Annotated in this window: 12 protein-coding genes; 6 read left to right on the top strand and 6 right to left on the bottom strand. The window is 68.5% G+C overall.

Features of this window, described 5'->3' with window-relative positions:
* Positions 1-121: 121 nt before the first annotated feature.
* From KF941_RS24515 to KF941_RS24540, 6 genes are all read right to left on the bottom strand, one after another.
* Complete coding sequence (locus tag KF941_RS24515; protein ID WP_214274853.1) at positions 122-2,233, bottom strand: exonuclease domain-containing protein; 2,112 nt, start codon at positions 2,231-2,233, stop codon at positions 122-124.
* A complete protein-coding gene (locus KF941_RS24520) occupies positions 2,230-2,595 on the bottom strand; it encodes a response regulator (RefSeq protein ID WP_036757416.1) in 366 nt (121 codons plus the stop codon). The genes KF941_RS24515 and KF941_RS24520 overlap by 4 nt, the downstream gene beginning before the upstream one ends.
* The gene (locus KF941_RS24525; RefSeq protein ID WP_036757413.1) at positions 2,592-5,291 is read right to left on the bottom strand and encodes an ATP-binding protein; all 2,700 of its coding nucleotides are present in this window, start codon (positions 5,289-5,291) and stop codon (positions 2,592-2,594) included. Before KF941_RS24525 ends, KF941_RS24520 begins: the two co-directional genes overlap by 4 nt.
* The gene (locus KF941_RS24530) at positions 5,288-5,533 is read right to left on the bottom strand and encodes a hypothetical protein (protein WP_140847548.1); all 246 of its coding nucleotides are present in this window, start codon (positions 5,531-5,533) and stop codon (positions 5,288-5,290) included. Before KF941_RS24530 ends, KF941_RS24525 begins: the two co-directional genes overlap by 4 nt.
* Positions 5,530-6,978 (bottom strand): putative nucleotidyltransferase substrate binding domain-containing protein, encoded by a 1,449-nt coding sequence (locus KF941_RS24535; RefSeq protein ID WP_240540615.1) that lies wholly within the window; start codon positions 6,976-6,978, stop codon positions 5,530-5,532. Before KF941_RS24535 ends, KF941_RS24530 begins: the two co-directional genes overlap by 4 nt.
* A 240-nt stretch (positions 6,979-7,218) precedes the next feature.
* Positions 7,219-8,541: an MFS transporter gene (locus tag KF941_RS24540; protein ID WP_114535391.1), complete on the bottom strand. Its 1,323-nt coding sequence runs from the start codon at positions 8,539-8,541 to the stop codon at positions 7,219-7,221.
* Positions 8,542-8,759: 218 nt separating this feature from the next.
* Here KF941_RS24540 and cyoA point away from each other — a divergent pair, with 218 nt between their 5' ends.
* The 6 genes from cyoA to KF941_RS24570 all read left to right on the top strand — a co-directional run bounded on the left by cyoA (position 8,760) and on the right by KF941_RS24570 (position 15,632).
* Positions 8,760-9,962, top strand: coding sequence for a ubiquinol oxidase subunit II (gene cyoA / locus KF941_RS24545; RefSeq protein WP_214274854.1), 1,203 nt, complete (start codon positions 8,760-8,762; stop codon positions 9,960-9,962).
* 13 nt (positions 9,963-9,975) lie between these two features.
* Positions 9,976-11,982 carry a cytochrome o ubiquinol oxidase subunit I gene (gene cyoB / locus KF941_RS24550; RefSeq protein ID WP_214274855.1) on the top strand — a complete coding sequence of 669 codons (2,007 nt, stop codon included), beginning with the start codon at positions 9,976-9,978 and terminating at the stop codon, positions 11,980-11,982.
* Positions 11,983-11,985: 3 nt separating this feature from the next.
* Positions 11,986-12,603 (top strand): cytochrome o ubiquinol oxidase subunit III, encoded by a 618-nt coding sequence (gene cyoC, locus KF941_RS24555; RefSeq protein WP_114535390.1) that lies wholly within the window; start codon positions 11,986-11,988, stop codon positions 12,601-12,603.
* Positions 12,603-12,986 carry a cytochrome o ubiquinol oxidase subunit IV gene (gene cyoD / locus KF941_RS24560; RefSeq protein ID WP_214274856.1) on the top strand — a complete coding sequence of 128 codons (384 nt, stop codon included), beginning with the start codon at positions 12,603-12,605 and terminating at the stop codon, positions 12,984-12,986. The genes cyoC and cyoD overlap by 1 nt, the downstream gene beginning before the upstream one ends.
* Entirely contained in the window at positions 12,983-13,675 is a 693-nt protein-coding gene (locus KF941_RS24565; protein ID WP_214274857.1) for an SURF1 family protein, read from the top strand. Before cyoD ends, KF941_RS24565 begins: the two co-directional genes overlap by 4 nt.
* Before the next feature lie 154 nt (positions 13,676-13,829).
* Positions 13,830-15,632, top strand: a complete 1,803-nt coding sequence (locus KF941_RS24570; RefSeq protein WP_214274858.1) for an alpha/beta fold hydrolase — start codon at positions 13,830-13,832, stop codon at positions 15,630-15,632.
* Positions 15,633-15,675 lie beyond the last annotated feature (43 nt).

The raw sequence follows: 15,675 nt of genomic DNA on the forward strand, positions 1-15,675 counted from the left end.
GGAAATCGTTCTGGAGCCAGCTGATATCGGCCCGAAAATGGGGTGTTTTCGGCAAGTTTGAGGCGGATTTTCCGGTTCCCCGCCCGCGCTGTCCTGTCGCAAGGACTTTTTCAGCAGCCCGCTAATACCGCAGCCGGGCGTAATAGGAATGCTCGGCCGCCTCGCGCGCCTGACCCAGGGTGACGATGCCCCGCGCCTTCAGCAGCGGCAGCAGGCGCAGGAACACCTCGGCCGTCACCAGCGCATCGCTCAGCGCGTTGTGGCGCTGGGTGATCTCGACCCCCAGCCGCGCCGCGATGGCCTCGAGCGAATGCGAGGGCTCGTGCGGCTGGGCGATGCTGGCCAGCAGCAGCGTGTCCAGCACCGGCTGGTCGAAGCGCAGCCCGGTCGCCGCCTCTTTCATCTGCAAAAAGCGCATGTCGAAGGCGACGTTATGGCCGACCAGCACCGTGTCCGAGGCATAGCTGTGGAATGCCGGCAGCACCGCGGCGATGCGGGGCTGGCCCTGAACCATCTCGGGGCGGATGCCGTGGTAGGGGATGGATTCGGGCGGGATCTCGCGCCCCGGATCGACCAGCTGGTCGAAACGCTCGCCGCGCAGCATCTTGCCGTTCAGGATGCGCAGCGCGCCGATCTGGATGATCTCGTCGCCCTGCGCCGGGTTCAGGCCGGTCGTCTCGGTGTCGAAGACGGTATAGCTCAGCCGCTCCAGCGGCTGGTCGTCCAGCGAGCGGCTGGAATCGCTGGCCGCGAACAGGTCGAAATCATAGAACTCCGGCCGCGGCTCCAGCGCCTCGGCCTCGGGCCCGGCCGAGGCGGTGGGCAGCAGGAAGCGGAAAAACGACAGGCCCGCCGGGCGGTCCTGCTCCAGCCACAATTCGCCGCCATGCCGCTCGGCGATGTCGCGGGCGTTGGCGTCGGCGATGCCATGCGCGCCCGAGGCCGCGTCGAGCGGCCAGACCAGGTCCAGATGCGCCCAGCCCGGCGTGGCGGCGGGCGTCAGCCGCAGGGTCAGCGGCGGCATGCCCTGCGGCCCGGCCAGCTGCCCCGCCAGCGCGCCAAGCGCCTGGATCAGCGAGAAGCTGTCCAGCCGCAGCCACAGGCCGCCGTCGGCGCTTTCCACCTTGGCCACCCGGCCGGTCTGCGCCAGCACATGCTGCGCCGCCGCCGCCAGAAGGTCGTCGCCCAGCATCTCCTGCAGGGGCCAGCGGGTCAGGATCTCTTGCGAGGCATCGGCGGTCATCGCCGCCAGCCGCTGGCCCATGGCCGCCACCTCGTCGCGGACGATGGCGTGGAAGCCGTCGCGCTCGGCCGGTTCCAGGTCGGGATAGTCCAGCATGTCCAGCGCCGCCTGCATATTGGCCAGCGAGGCGCGGCTGGCCTCGGTCAGCTCGGTCAGGCGGCGGTCGCGGCGGGACTGGGCGGCATAATCCTGGGTGATGTCGTCAAGCAGCAGCACATAGCCGCTGATCGCCCCCGCCTGCGGCCGCACCGGCGCCAGCACGACATGCAGAAGGCTGCCGGTGGGCGTGGTGGTGACGAATTGCGCCGAAACCGCCGCCTCGCCGCGCGCGATATGGCGGTCCACCGTCTCGCGCGCATGGTCGATCAGGGCGCGGTCGATGACGGCATGGATCGAGCGGCCCAGCCCGATCGCCTCGGCCCCGCCGGCAAGCTGCCCGCCCGAGACGCGGTGGAACAGGCCGCGCGCATGGTCGTTGTACAGCAGGATGCGGCCGTCGAGGTTGCAGACCACGACGCTTTGGCGCAACTCGGCCATCAGCGCGCCCAGCTGGTCGCGTTCCTGCGCCACCTTCTGCTGCGCCTCGGCCACCAGCCGGGCCATGTCGGTCCGCAGGGTCTGGCGCTGGTCGGCCAGCCGGTTCACCGCATCGGCCAGCGCGGCCAGGGCGGGGGCGCCGGCCGCCTCCAGCCGCGGCGCATCGGCATTGTCGGCCAAGAGCCGCGCCGCATCGGCCAGCCGCGCCGGCGCCTCGGCATGGCGGGCATGAAGCCGCGCCGCCGCCCAGCCCGCCAGCGCCGCGCCGGCCAGCCACCAGCCGAACAGGATCGCGCCGCTGGCCTGCAGCGCCGGGGCCAGGGCGGCGGCCAGCCCGCCGCGCAGCCCCAGGGGCAGCGAGGCATGGAACAGCCCCGCGCCCAGCAGCGCCCAAAGCGCCAGCGCCAGCCCCGGCGCGACGGCAAGCAGAAGGCGGCGCGGCACGGGCTTCATGCCAGCATCTCGCGGATGCGGACGATCAGCTCGCGGGTCGAGAAGGGTTTCGTCACATAGGCATCCGCCCCCGCCCCCATGCCGCGGGCGATGTCGGTGTCGCGGCCCTTGGCGGTCAGCATCAGGATGCGGATGCCCGACAGGTCGGGATCGGCGCGCACCGCCTCGCAGACCTCGAAGCCGCTCAGCCCCGGCATGGCCGCGTCCAGCAGCACCAGCCGCGGCCGCTCGCCCCGGATCATCGCCAGCGCCTGCGTGCCGTCGGGGGCGACCAGCACCTCGTAACCCTCGCGTTTCAGCATGAAGGACAGCGACACGACGATATTCGGCTCGTCATCCGCGATCAGCACCCTATCCGTCATCGGACCCTCCCTTGCTGCGAAAGCGGCAGGCTGAAGGCAAAGCACGCCCCCTGCCCCGGCTGGCTGTCCAGCCACATCCTGCCGCCCAGATTAACCACGATCTGCCGGCTGATCGGAAGCCCGAGCCCGGTGCCGGGCGGGCGGTTGCCGGCCTCGCCGCCCTGGCGGAACTTGTCGAAGACGGCGGCCTGGTCCTCGGGCGCGACGCCGGGGCCGTTGTCGCGCACCGTGACCACCAGCTCGTCGCCCTGCTGGCGCAGGGCGACCTCGACCCGGCCGCGGTGCTCGGGGACGAATTTCGCTGCATTCGACAAAAGGTTGACCAGCACCTGCGTCAGCCGGTCGGGATCAGCCAGCACCATCGGCACCTGCTCGGGCAGGTCCAGCACCACCTCGGCCCCGCGTTCGCGGAACAGCTCGGCGGTGGAACGCAGCGCGGCGACGATCAGCGCCTTCATGTCCACGTCGGTATTGTGCCATTCGGCCATGCCGGATTCGATCTTGGCCAGGTCCAGCACCTGGTTGACCAGCCGGCTCAGCCTTTCGCTTTCCGACAGGATGATGGCCAGGAACTCCTCGCGCTCGGCCGGCTGGATGTCGGGCGTGTCCAGCATCAGCTCGGTCAGCGCCCGGATCGAGGTCAGGGGCGTGCGCAATTCATGCGTGACCGAGGACATGAAGTCGTCCTTGAGCTGGTCCAGGCTCTTCAGCTTTTCATTGGCGGCGCGCAGCTCGACCGTCGCCTCTTCCAGCTCGCGGGCATAGGTGCGCACCTGCGACGCCTCGTCGATGATCTCCAGCACGTCGCCCAGGCTCAGCGGTTCCTCTTGCGCCACCGATTCGACCATGACGCGGGCCGAGGCGGTGCCGATGGCGCCGGCGATCTGGCGCTCGACCCGGTCCACCAGCCGGGCATCGGCGGTCAGGCTGTCCAGCGCGGTGCCGGTCTCGCGCGCGTGGTCGCGAAACAGCGCCTCGGCCCGCGCGGCGCCCAGGAAGCGGCCGGCCAGCCGGCGCAGATCCTCGGGCCGCGCCCGGCCGCGCCAGAAGACCGGCTGCGCCTCTCCGCGCTGGAACACCTCGACGAACAGCAGCGCCTGGCTGGCCTCGCGCGCCGAGGCGCGGCCGGCAAGCGACAGGCCGACGTAAAGCGAGACGTTGACCAAGAGGCTCCAGAACAGCGAATGCGTCAGCTCGTCAAAGCCCGTCAGCCCGAACAGCCGCTGCGGCGCCAGGAAGGCCAGGCCGAAGGGGCCGTCCAGGAACCCGCCCGGAATCCAGCCCGAGCGCGCCAGCGACGGCAGCATGAGCGTATAGGCCCAGACCAGCGAGCCGCCGATCAGCCCGCCAAGCGCGCCCCCCCGCGTCGCGCCGCGCCAATACATGCCGCCCAGAAGCGCCGGGGCGAATTGCGCCACCGCGGCAAAGCTGATCAGCCCGATCGAGACCAGCGCATAAGCCTCGCCCGCGACGCGGAAATACAGATAGCCCAGCAGCAGCACCAGCAGGATCGCGGCCCGGCGGATGTTCAGCAAAAGCTGCGTCAGGTCGCCGCCGGTGCGGGCAAAGCGGCCGCGGCTCAGCAGCGCGGGCATCACCAGGTCGTTGCAGACCATGGTCGAGACGGCGACCGTCTCGACGATGATCATGCCGGTCGCCGCCGAAAGCCCGCCCAGATAGGCCAGCAGCGCCAGCCATTCCGCACCCTGCGACAGGGGCAGCGTCAGCACATAGCTTTCCGCCCCCGCCCCGCCGTCGCCAAAGATCAGCATCCCGCCGATGGCGATGGGCAGCACGAAGATGTTGATCAGCAGCAGATAGGCCGGGAACTGCCACGAGGCGGGCAGGATATGGCGTTCGTTCACGCATTCCACCACCATCATCTGGAACTGGCGCGGCAGCAGCAGCACCGACAGCATCGACAGCAGCGTCAGCGTGAACCATTGCGCGCCCTGGAAGCCCTGGAACCCCTGGCCGCCCAGCTGCAACAGCGCGGCGATGTCGGGCTGGGCCTGCGCCCGCGCCCAGATGTCGCCCATGCCGCCGAAAAGCCCGTAGGTGACGAAGACGCCCACCGCCAGGAAGGCCGCAAGCTTGACCGCGGATTCGAAGGCGATGGCGGCGACCATGCCCTCGTGCCGCTCGGACAGGTCCAGGTGGCGGGTGCCGAAGACCACGGCGAAGCCGGCCAGGGACAGCGCCATGTAAAGCGTGCCGTCGCGCCACCAGGCCGCATCGGCCGGGCCGGGACCGCCGGTCAGCGCCTCGTAGCCGGCCGAGACCGCCTTCAGCTGCAAGGCGATATAGGGCAGGATGCCGACCACGGTGATCAGCGTCACCAGCGCCGCCAGCAGCGGGCTCTTGCCATAGCGGCTGGCGATGAAATCCGCGATCGAGGTGATGCGGTAGCTGCGGGCGATGCGCACCATCTTGCGCAGCACCACCCAGGCCAGCAGCATGGCCAGCATGGGGCCCAGGTAGATCGGCAGGAACCACACCCCGCCCGAGGCGGCGCGGCCGACGCTGCCGAAATAGGTCCAGGCCGAGCAATAGACCCCCCAGGACAGCGCATAGACCAGGCTGTTGTCGATCAGCGAACGCCCCTGGCCGGCGCGGCGGTCGCCATGCGCCGCCACCGCCACCAGCAACAGCAGGTAGCCAAAGGAAACCGCAAGGACCAGGGCGGGCTGGATCATCCGTCCCTCTCCCCGGCGTCCGGCGGCTCCTTGGCGCCCCGCCCGGCGCGCGGCGCGCTGACCCAGGCCAGGGCGGCGATCAGCCCGGCCCAGATCACGAACAGCGCCACCGGCAGAAGCGGCAGGCCAAGCACCGTCAGCGGCTGGTCCCAGATCAGCAACAGCGGAAAGTTCAGCAGCAGGAAGCCGGCGCCGCACAGCGCCAGCAGCACCTCGGGGCGGGGACCGTCGCGCCGCCTCATAGCAGGTCCAGCCGGTAATGCTGGCCCAGCCATTGCTTGAAATCGCGCACGATGTTCAGCGAATCGCGCAGGGCCTGCCGGTCCAGCCGGCCCAGGTCGGCGGGGCGGATGCTGTTGTCGGGCGGCTGGCCGCGGGCGATCTGCGCCAGGTTGCCGTCCAGCTTCAGCGCCATCATGCAATGCAGCGCGTCGGCCAGGTCGCGGGCCAGCCCGGCGTCGATGCGCCCCGCCCCGGCCAGCGCCTGCAAGCGGGCGCGGGTGCCGGTGGCGGCGACGCCATATTCCAGCGCCAGCGCGCGGGTGCCATGCACGACCGGGAAGATGCCCAGCTTCTTGAGGTCGATCTCGGCCGCCTCGGGCCCGCGCATCCCCGGCAGGCGGCGCCACCAGCCGCCCTCGGCCCCGCTGTCGAACTGCCGGATCGCGGCGGCGAAGCGGGCGTGGAAGCTGTCGCTGCCGGTCAGGATGCGCCGCAGCCGGTCCTGCACCGCGGCCAGCAGCCCTTCGTCCCCCGCCACCGCCGCGGCATCCAGGAAGATCGCCAGGTTCATCGGTCCCTCGGGGTCGCCGCCATGGACCCAGTCGCGGATGGTGTCGCCAAAGGCCTGCACGCTTTGGCACCACAGCGGCCGGCTCAGCATGATGCCGCCGGGACAGGGCGGATAGCCGAAGGAGATCAGCGCCTCGGTGAAGGCCTGCGTGACCCGGTCAAGCCCGTCGAAGCTGAAATCGTCGCGCAGGATCAGGGCGTTGTCCTGGTCGGTGCGGATGATCTGCTCGGACCGCCCCTCGCTGCCCATGACGATCAGGCAGCTGTTCTCGCGCAGCGCCTGCGGCGCCAGCATCTGCCACAGCCGGCGAAAGATCTGCCGGTTCAGCCCGCCGACCAGCCCGGCGATGACCTCGATGCGCACGCCGTCCTCGTTCAGCACCCGGATCAGCGCCTCGACCTGGGCGGCGGGCCGGGCCAGTTCGGCCGGGCTGGTCGCCCGCGCGATCTCGGCCGAGACCAGATGCGACTGGTTGGCCAGGAAGCCCATCAGGTCCAGCTGGCTGAGGATGCCGACCACCTCGTCCGCCTCGCGAACCAGGACGCGGTGGATGCGGTGGCGCAGCATCATCATCATCGCGTCGAAGAGATCGTCGTCGATCGAGACCGAAAACGGGGTGAAGCTGGTGAAGTCGCGCACCTTCAGCGCCGCCGCCGGCGTCTCGCGCAGGATCGCCTGCACCAGGTTCGTGGTGGTGAAGATGCCCAGCCGCGCACCGTCCTGCACCAGCGCATCGGTGATGCCGCGCGCCGCCAACTCGCGGCACAGCGTCAGCAGGTCGGTGTCGGCCGCGACGAAATGCGGCTTGCGCAGGATGGCGTCGCGCACCCGCGCGGTGACAAGCGTCACCATCTCGCGCTGCTCATGGCGCTGCGCGCGCTCGGCAGCCGTCATGGCCAGCATCCCCGCAGCCCGGCGAATACGCGCCAAGCCGCTGCATCAGAGGAATCGCGCATGGATTCTCTGCCCCCTCCCAACCTTGCGACCGCGCCCGGCGCAGCCTTTTCGGGGCTGCGACGGGCGCCATTCCGGCGTTCCTCCTGCTCGCAATACCTTGATAAGCCTAAGCCCAGGGATTGCACAACATCCTTGCCGCGGGTGGGGGTGCGGAAGGGCCGAGGTCAGGGGTCGAAGTCAGGGGTCGACGGCGCGGAACTCCAGCTTGCCCGACAAGAGGATGGCCACGGTCGAGCAGATCGCGCCCGAAAGCAGGTAAAGCCCCGCGGCAGGCAGCCCAAGCCAGGTCGACAGCAGCAGCGCCGTCAGCGGCGCAAGGCCCGCGCCGAACATCCAGGCCAGGTCCGAGACGATGGCCGAGCCGGTATAGCGGTTGCGCGCCTCGAACAGCGACGCCACCGCGCCCGAGCTTTGCCCGAAGCTGAGGCCGAGGATGAAGAAGCCGGCGATCATGTAGACCAGCTCGCCGGTCTGGCCGCCGGACAGCAGCAAGGGCGCCAGCGCGGCAAAGCCGCCGATCAGCAGTGCGCCGACCAGCAGCAGGTTGCGCCGGCCGAAGCGGTCGGCCAGCCAGCCCGACAGCAGGATGGCCAGGATGCCGCCGGTCGCCGCCACCGCCTCGATGATCAGGAAGCTCAGCAGCGTCTCGTCGGTATAGAGATAGATCCAGGACAGCGGATAGACCGTGACCATGTGGAACATGGCAAAGCTGGCCAGCGGCACGAAGATGCCGATCAGGATCGCGCCGCCGTCCTCGCGCAGGGTCTTGCCGATGCGGGTGGGCTGGAGTTCGCGCGATTCGAACAGCTCGGCGAATTCCTCGGTCGCGACGATGCGCAGCCGCGCGAACAGCGCCACCACGTTGACCGAGAAGGCGACGAAGAACGGATAGCGCCAGCCCCAGTCCAGGAAATCCTGCGCCGTCAGGTTCGCCGCCAGATAGGCGAAGAGCAGGCTGGCGACGATCAGCCCGATGGGCGCGCCCAGCTGCGGCACCATGGCGTAGAAGCCGCGGCGGTGGCGCGGCGCGGTCAGCGCCAGCAGCGAGGGCATGCCGTCCCAGGCGCCCCCCAGCGCCAGCCCCTGCGCGATGCGCAGCATGGCCAGGATGACGACGGCCCAGCCGCCGACGTTCTCGTAGCTGGGGATCAGGCCCATGGCGACGGTCGCGGTCCCCATCAGGAACAGCGCCGCCGTCAGCTTGGTCACGCGGCCGTGGCGGCGGTCGATGCTCATGAACAGCGCGCTGCCCAGCGGCCGGGCGACGAAGGCCAGCGCCAGCAGCGCAAAGGACAGGAGCGTCCCGGTCAGCGGATCGGCGAAGGGAAAGATCCGCTGCGGAAAGACGATCACCGAGGCGATGGCGAAGACGAAGAAATCGAAGAATTCCGAGGTGCGCCCGATGATGACGCCCACAGCGACATCCGAGGGCGAAACCCGGTGGCGACCATGCGAGGACGGGGCCGATTGCACGGCGGGCGGGGAGGAGGTCGTGCTCATGTGTCGAGGAATCCGATGCGATGCAGATTCGTGCCGGGCACGGGCCAACCCGCCGCGGCGTTTCCGGCATCATAGCTGCCGCAAGCCAAAACTGAACTGTATAGGACAAAACGTCGCATGGCGGATTTGACCTAGATCAAGGTAATTCGCCCCGTGCCATGTCGCGGCCCCGCGACTCAGCCGTCCGTCTCTGTCGCTCACCGACATCGGGTAGTCCAATGACCTGCATACGAAAATTCGCCCGCCTGCCATGGCTTGCATTGCTGATTCCGCTTGCCGCCTGCAAGGCCGAGGTGCTGGCGCCCGCCGGGGACGTGGCCGCGCGGCAGCGCGACCTGCTGGTGATCTCGACGCTGCTGATGCTGCTGATCATCGTGCCGGTGATGGTGCTGACCGTGGTCTTTGCCCGCCGCTACCGCGAAAGGAACAAGGACGCCGACTATCGGCCGGACTGGGACCATTCGACCAAGCTGGAATTCGTGATCTGGGCCGCGCCGCTGCTGATCATCATCACGCTGGGCGCGCTGACCTGGGTCGGCACGCATCTGCTGGACCCCTATCGCCCGCTGGACCGCATCGCGGCCGACCGGCCGCTGACCGAGGCGCACAGGCCCCTGCCGGTCCAGGTGGTGGCGATGGACTGGAAGTGGCTGTTCATCTATCCCGAGCAGGGCATCGCCTCGGTCAACGAACTGGCCGTGCCGGTGGACCAGCCGGTCGAGTTCACGCTGACCTCGACCTCGGTGATGAACGCCTTCTACATCCCCGCGATGGCCGGCATGATCTATGCCATGCCGGGGATGGAGACCAAGCTGAACGGCGTCTTCAACAATCCCGGCGAATACAAGGGCATCGCCTCGCATTACTCGGGGCACGGCTTCTCGGGGATGCATTTCAAGGCGCATGCCACCGACGAGGCGGGCTTCGACGCCTGGGTCGAAAAGGCCCGCACGGCCGGCGGCACGCTGGACCGCCCGCGCTACCTGGAACTGGAGGCGCCCAGCGAGAACGTGCCGCCGATGTCCTTTGCCGAGATCGATCCGCAGCTGTTCCAGCGCATCGTCAACATGTGCGTCGAGCCGGGCAAGATCTGCATGGCCGAGATGATGGCGCTGGACGCGCAGGGCGGCACGGGACTGGCCGGCACCATGAACGTGACGCAGCTGACCTATGACAAGGACCAGCGCCGCGGCACCCGCGCGCCGGTGCTGGGATGGGAGCCCTTCCAGGTCGCCTCGTTCTGCACGCCCGAGGATTCGGCGCTGATGTTCGGCAAATCGCCCGAACTGGCGCGGGCGCCGGTGGACATGACGCCGATGCGCGGCCATGCGCTGGTGCCGCCGAAAGGGCCCTTCGCCCCCTCGCCCGACAATGCCGTCACGCTGCTGGACCCGGCCGAGGGCCGGGCGCAGAACTTCTGATCGGACGCAAAGCATGGCTACCTTTTCCAACGAGACCACCTTTCTTCTGGGCCGGCTGAACTGGGACGCGATCCCGAAGGAGCCGATCGTCTGGGCCACCTTCGTCGTCGTCGCCCTGGGCGGCATCGCGGGCCTGGCGGCGCTGACGAAATACCGGCTCTGGGGCTGGCTCTGGCGCGAGTGGTTCACCTCGGTCGATCACAAGAAGATCGGCATCATGTATATCGTGCTGGCGCTGATCATGTTCGTGCGCGGCTTTGCCGATGCGATCATGATGCGGCTGCAGCAGGTCTGGGCCTTCGGCGGCTCCGAGGGCTACCTGAACGCGCATCACTACGACCAGATCTTCACGGCGCATGGCGTCATCATGATCTTCTTCGTGGCGATGCCCTTCATCACCGGGCTGATGAACTATGTCGTGCCCTTGCAGATCGGCGCGCGCGACGTGTCCTTTCCGTTCCTCAACAACTTCTCGTTCTGGATGACGGTGGGGGGCGCGGTCATCACCATGGCCTCGCTGTTCCTGGGCGAGTTCGCGCAGACCGGCTGGCTGGCCTTTCCGCCGCTTTCGGGCATCGGCTACAGCCCCTGGGTCGGGGTGGACTATTACATCTGGGGCCTGCAGGTCGCCGGCGTCGGCACCACGCTGTCGGGCATCAACCTGCTGGTGACGATCCTGAAGATGCGGGCGCCGGGCATGACCATGATGCGGATGCCGGTCTTCACCTGGACCTCGTTCTGCGCCAACATCCTGATCGTCGCCTCGTTCCCGGTGCTGACCATGACGCTGATCCTGCTGACGCTGGACCGCTACGTGGGCACCAATTTCTTCACCAACGACCTTGGCGGCAATCCGATGATGTATATCAACCTCATCTGGATCTGGGGCCACCCCGAGGTCTATATCCTGATCCTGCCGCTGTTCGGGGTCTTTTCGGAAGTCACCTCGACCTTCTCGGGCAAGCGGCTGTTCGGCTATAGCTCGATGGTCTACGCCACGGTCTGCATCACGGTGCTGAGCTATCTGGTGTGGCTGCACCATTTCTTCACCATGGGCTCGGGCGCCTCGGTGAACTCGTTCTTCGGGATCACCACCATGATCATCTCGATCCCGACCGGGGCCAAGCTCTTCAACTGGCTGTTCACCATGTATCGCGGCCGCATCCGCTATGAGCTGCCGATGATGTGGACGGTCGCCTTCATGCTGACCTTCGTGATCGGCGGCATGACGGGCGTGCTGCTGGCGGTGCCGCCGGCCGACTTCGTGCTGCACAACTCGCTGTTCCTGATCGCGCATTTCCACAATGTCATCATCGGCGGCGTGCTGTTCGGCCTGTTCGCGGCCATCAACTTCTGGTGGCCCAAGGCCTTCGGCTTCAAGCTGGACGTGTTCTGGGGCAAGGTCTCGTTCTGGTTCTGGGTCGTGGGCTTCTGGGCCGCCTTCATGCCGCTTTACATCCTGGGCCTGATGGGCGTCACGCGGCGGCTGCGCGTCTTCGACGACCCGGACCTGCGGATCTGGTTCGCCATCGCCGCCTTCGGCGCGGTGCTGATCGCCTGCGGCATCGCGGCCATGTTCGTGCAGTTCGGCATCTCGATCCTGCGCCGCGACCGGCCGGAATACCGCGATGTCAGCGGCGATCCCTGGGACGGGCGGACGCTGGAATGGGCGACCTCGTCGCCGCCGCCGGCCTATAACTTCGCCTTCAACCCGATCTCGCACGGGCTGGACAGCTGGTGGGAGATGAAGCAGCAGGGCGCCACCCGCCCGACCGGGGGCTACATGCCGATCCACATGCCGAAAAACACCGGCACCGGCGTGATCCTGGCCGCGCTGGCCACGGTCTGCGGCATGGCGCTGGTCTGGTATGTCTGGTGGCTGGCGGCGGCAAGCTTCCTGGGCATCGTCGCCGTGAGCATCGCCCATACCTTCAACTACAACCGCGACTATTACATCCCGGTCTCGGAAATCGAGGCGACCGAGGATGCCCGGACGCGCCAGCTTGCGCAGGGGGTTTGAGAGATGAGCCACGCGACGACCGACACCATGGCCCGCCATTGGGAGCTTGAGCCCCATCACCACCCCGAGGGCGCCTCGACCAGCCTGGGCTTCTGGGTCTACCTGATGAGCGACTGCCTGATGTTCGCGGTGCTGTTCGCGGTCTATGGCGTGCTGGGCACCAGCTTCGCCGCCGGGCCGGGGCCGAAAGACCTGTTCGACCTGGAGCTGGTCGCCGTCAACACCGCCATGCTGCTGCTGTCCTCGATCACCTTCGGCTTTGCCATGCTGGCCATGGGCAAGGGCGACCAGCGGGGCACGCTGCGCTGGCTGGCGGTGACGCTGTTCTTCGGCCTGTGCTTCCTGGCCATCGAGCTTTACGAGTTCCACCACCTGATCCATATCGGCGCCGGGCCGCAGCGCTCGGGCTTCCTGTCGGCCTTCTTCACGCTGGTGGGCACGCATGGGCTGCACGTCACCTTCGGCTCGATATGGCTGGTGACGCTGATGGTGCAGATCACCCGCACCGGGCTGATCCCGGCGAACCAGCGCCGCATGGTCTGCCTGTCGATGTTCTGGCATTTCCTCGACGTCATCTGGATCGGCGTCTTTACCTTCGTCTATCTGCTGGGGATGATCTGATGTCCGCCGACCACACCCATGCCGCGCATCACGACGACCACGGCCACGACCACGGCAGCTATTCCTCGTATATCAAGGGTTTCCTGCTGTCGGTGATCCTGACCGCGATCCCCTTTGGCCTGGTCATGGCCGGCGGCTTCGAAAGCCGGGCGCTGACCGCCGTCACCGTGATCGGCTTTGCCGTGGTGCAGATCCTGGTCCACATGGTCTATTTCCTGCACATGAACGGCAAGCAGGAAGAGGGCTGGACCATGCTCTCCACCATCTTCACCGTGGTGGTGGTCGTCATCCTGCTGGCCGGATCGCTCTGGGTCATGTATCACATGAACACCAACATGATGCCGCAGATGGACCATGAGCCGGCGCAGGGCTTCGGCTCGTGACCCTGCGCCGGCTGGCGGCCTCGGCCGGGGCGCTGGCGGTGTTCCTGGCGCTGGTGGCGCTGGGGGTCTGGCAAGTGCAGCGGCTGGCCTGGAAGACCGACCTGATCGCGCGGGTCGAGGCGCGGCTGGCGGAAAGCCCCGTCCCCGCACCCGGACCCGCCGCATGGGCGGGGCTGGAGGCGCGCGATGCCGAATATCGCCGGGTCACGGTGACGGGCCGCTATCGCGCGGACAGCGACACGCTGGTCAAGGCGGTGACGGAGCGGGGACCGGGCTTCTGGGTGATGACGCCGCTGCAAACGCCCCAGGGCTGGACCGTGCTGGTCAATCGCGGCTTCGTGGCGGATGCCGCCCGCGACGACCGCCCCCTGCCCCAGGGCGAGGTGGCGGTGACGGGCCTTTTGCGCATGAGCCAGCCGGGCGGCGCCTTCCTGCGCGGCAACGATCCCGCGGCCGGGCGCTGGTATTCCCGCGACACGGCGGCCATCGCCATGGCGCAGGGGCTTGGCGCGGTCGCGCCCTGGTTCCTCGACGCCGATCCCCGCGGCGACGGGGCGCAGCCCATCGGCGGGCTGACCGTGGTCCGCTTTCGCAACAGCCACCTGGGCTATGCCCTGACCTGGTTCTCGCTGGCGGCGCTTTGGGCGGGCTGGCTGCTCTGGGCCCGGCGCCGGGGCCTGCGGGACTGACGGGAAAACCCACGTGGCTTGACTTGAATCAACGTCCCGGCGGCTTGATATTCGCAAGGGTGGGCCAGATGCTTGCGCAGCCAGGCCGGAATGGCCCAGCCCCGCCCCGTCGCCATCCGGTCCCTGCGCCCCCGCGTCCGCCGAGGAGATGCCCATGAAGACCCCGACCCGCGCGCCGACGCCCGCCGCCGTATCCGCCGAACTGCCGCCCGTGCCCTGCCCCGAGCCCCTGGGGCGCGAAGCCTTCCGCACCTTCGACCGCATGCGCGAGGCGATGACGGCCCAGTTCACCGGCGGGCTCTCGCCGGCGGCGCTGACGCTGGCCTTGCAGGACTGGACCATGCACCTGGCCGCCGCGCCCGGCAAGCGGATGGAACTGATCGACAAGGCCAACCGCAAGGCCGCGCGGCTGTTGTGCCACCTGGCCGCGCTTTGCGTGGACCGCGAGGCGCCCGCCTGCATCGACCCGCTGCCCGGCGACTATCGCTTTGCCGCCGAGGGCTGGAAGAAGCCGCCCTTCAGCATCTGGGCGCAGGCGTTCCTGCTGCAACAGCAATGGTGGCACAATGCCACGCATGAGGTGCCGGGGGTAAACCCGCATCACCAGGACATCGTCTCCTTCGCCGCGCGGCAGATGCTGGACGTGTTCTCGCCCTCGAACCTGCCCTTCACCAACCCCGAGGTGATCGCCCGCACCATGCAGACCGGCGGCATGAACCTGGTGCAGGGGATGCGCAACTGGTCCGAGGACGTGATCCGCGAGGCCACCGGCCAGCCCCCGGTCGGGACCGAGGATTTCGTGGTCGGCAAGGACGTGGCGGTGACGCCGGGCAAGGTCGTCTTCCGCAACCACCTGATCGAGCTGATCCAATACGCCCCCGCCACCGAGACGGTGATGGCCGAGCCGATCCTGATCGTGCCGGCCTGGATCATGAAATACTATATCCTGGACCTTTCGCCGCAGAACTCGCTGATCCGGCACCTGGTGGCGCAGGGCCATACGGTCTTCTGCATCTCCTGGCGCAACCCGCAGGCCGAGGACCGCGACCTGACGCTGGACGACTACCGCCGGCTGGGGGTGATGGCGGCGCTGGATGCGGTCGGCGCCGTCCTGCCCCAGCGCAAGGTCCATGCCGTCGGCTACTGCCTGGGCGGCACGCTGCTGTCGATCGCCGCCGCCGACATGGCGCATGGCGACGACGACCGGCTGGCAAGCCTGACCCTGCTGGCGGCGCAGACCGATTTCAGCGAGCCGGGGGAACTGGCGCTGTTCATCGACCACAGCCAGGTGAACCTCTTGGAAAGCATGATGTGGAACCGCGGCTACCTCTCTGCCGACCAGATGGCCGGGGCCTTCCAGTTGCTGCGCTCGAACGACCTGATCTGGTCGCGCATGGTGCATGACTACCTGATGGGCGAGCGCAAGCCGATGATCGACCTGATGGCCTGGAACGCCGATTCGACGCGCATGCCCTATCGCATGCATGCCGAATACCTCGAACGGCTCTACCTGGAGAACGAACTGGCCGCCGGGCGCTTCATGGTCGAGGGGCGGCCGGCCGCGATCCAGAACATCCGCGTGCCGATGTTCGTCGTCGGTACCGAGCGCGACCATGTCGCGCCCTGGCGCTCGGTGTTCAAGATCCATTACCTCAGCAATACCGAGCTGACCTTCGTGCTGACCAGCGGCGGCCACAACGCCGGCATCGTCAGCGAGCCGGGCCGGCCGCACCGGCGCTATCGCATCGCGCTGCGCGAGGCCGGCGGGCGCTGCCCCAGCCCCGACACCTGGGCCGAGACCGCCGAGGCGCGGCCGGGTTCTTGGTGGGAGGCCTGGACCGAATGGCTGGCCGCGCATTCCTCGGCCGGGCGCACGGCCCCGCCGGCCATGGGCGCGGGCAAGGCCGGCCGTGCGCAGCTGGCCGACGCGCCGGGCAGCTACGTGCTGCAGCGATAGGGCCCGGCCCCCCGCATTGCGCTGGCCGGCGAATGCCGCCAAA

The organism is Paracoccus sp. pheM1 (assembly GCF_018499825.1).
Lineage (GTDB): Bacteria > Pseudomonadota > Alphaproteobacteria > Rhodobacterales > Rhodobacteraceae > Paracoccus > Paracoccus versutus.

Bases quoted from the DNA above. Each gene is read 5' to 3' on its own strand.
- KF941_RS24515 (WP_214274853.1), bottom strand. From the start codon at position 2,233: ATGAAGCCCGTGCCGCGCCGCCTTCTGCTTGCCGTCGCGCCGGGGCTG.
- cyoC (WP_114535390.1), top strand. From the start codon at position 11,986: ATGAGCCACGCGACGACCGACACCATGGCCCGCCATTGGGAGCTTGAG.
- KF941_RS24535 (WP_240540615.1), bottom strand. From the start codon at position 6,978: ATGACGGCTGCCGAGCGCGCGCAGCGCCATGAGCAGCGCGAGATGGTG.
- KF941_RS24570 (WP_214274858.1), top strand. From the start codon at position 13,830: ATGAAGACCCCGACCCGCGCGCCGACGCCCGCCGCCGTATCCGCCGAA.
- KF941_RS24530 (WP_140847548.1), bottom strand. From the start codon at position 5,533: ATGAGGCGGCGCGACGGTCCCCGCCCCGAGGTGCTGCTGGCGCTGTGC.
- cyoA (WP_214274854.1), top strand. From the start codon at position 8,760: ATGACCTGCATACGAAAATTCGCCCGCCTGCCATGGCTTGCATTGCTG.
- cyoD (WP_214274856.1), top strand. From the start codon at position 12,603: ATGTCCGCCGACCACACCCATGCCGCGCATCACGACGACCACGGCCAC.
- KF941_RS24540 (WP_114535391.1), bottom strand. From the start codon at position 8,541: ATGAGCACGACCTCCTCCCCGCCCGCCGTGCAATCGGCCCCGTCCTCG.
- KF941_RS24520 (WP_036757416.1), bottom strand. From the start codon at position 2,595: ATGACGGATAGGGTGCTGATCGCGGATGACGAGCCGAATATCGTCGTG.
- cyoB (WP_214274855.1), top strand. From the start codon at position 9,976: ATGGCTACCTTTTCCAACGAGACCACCTTTCTTCTGGGCCGGCTGAAC.
- KF941_RS24525 (WP_036757413.1), bottom strand. From the start codon at position 5,291: ATGATCCAGCCCGCCCTGGTCCTTGCGGTTTCCTTTGGCTACCTGCTG.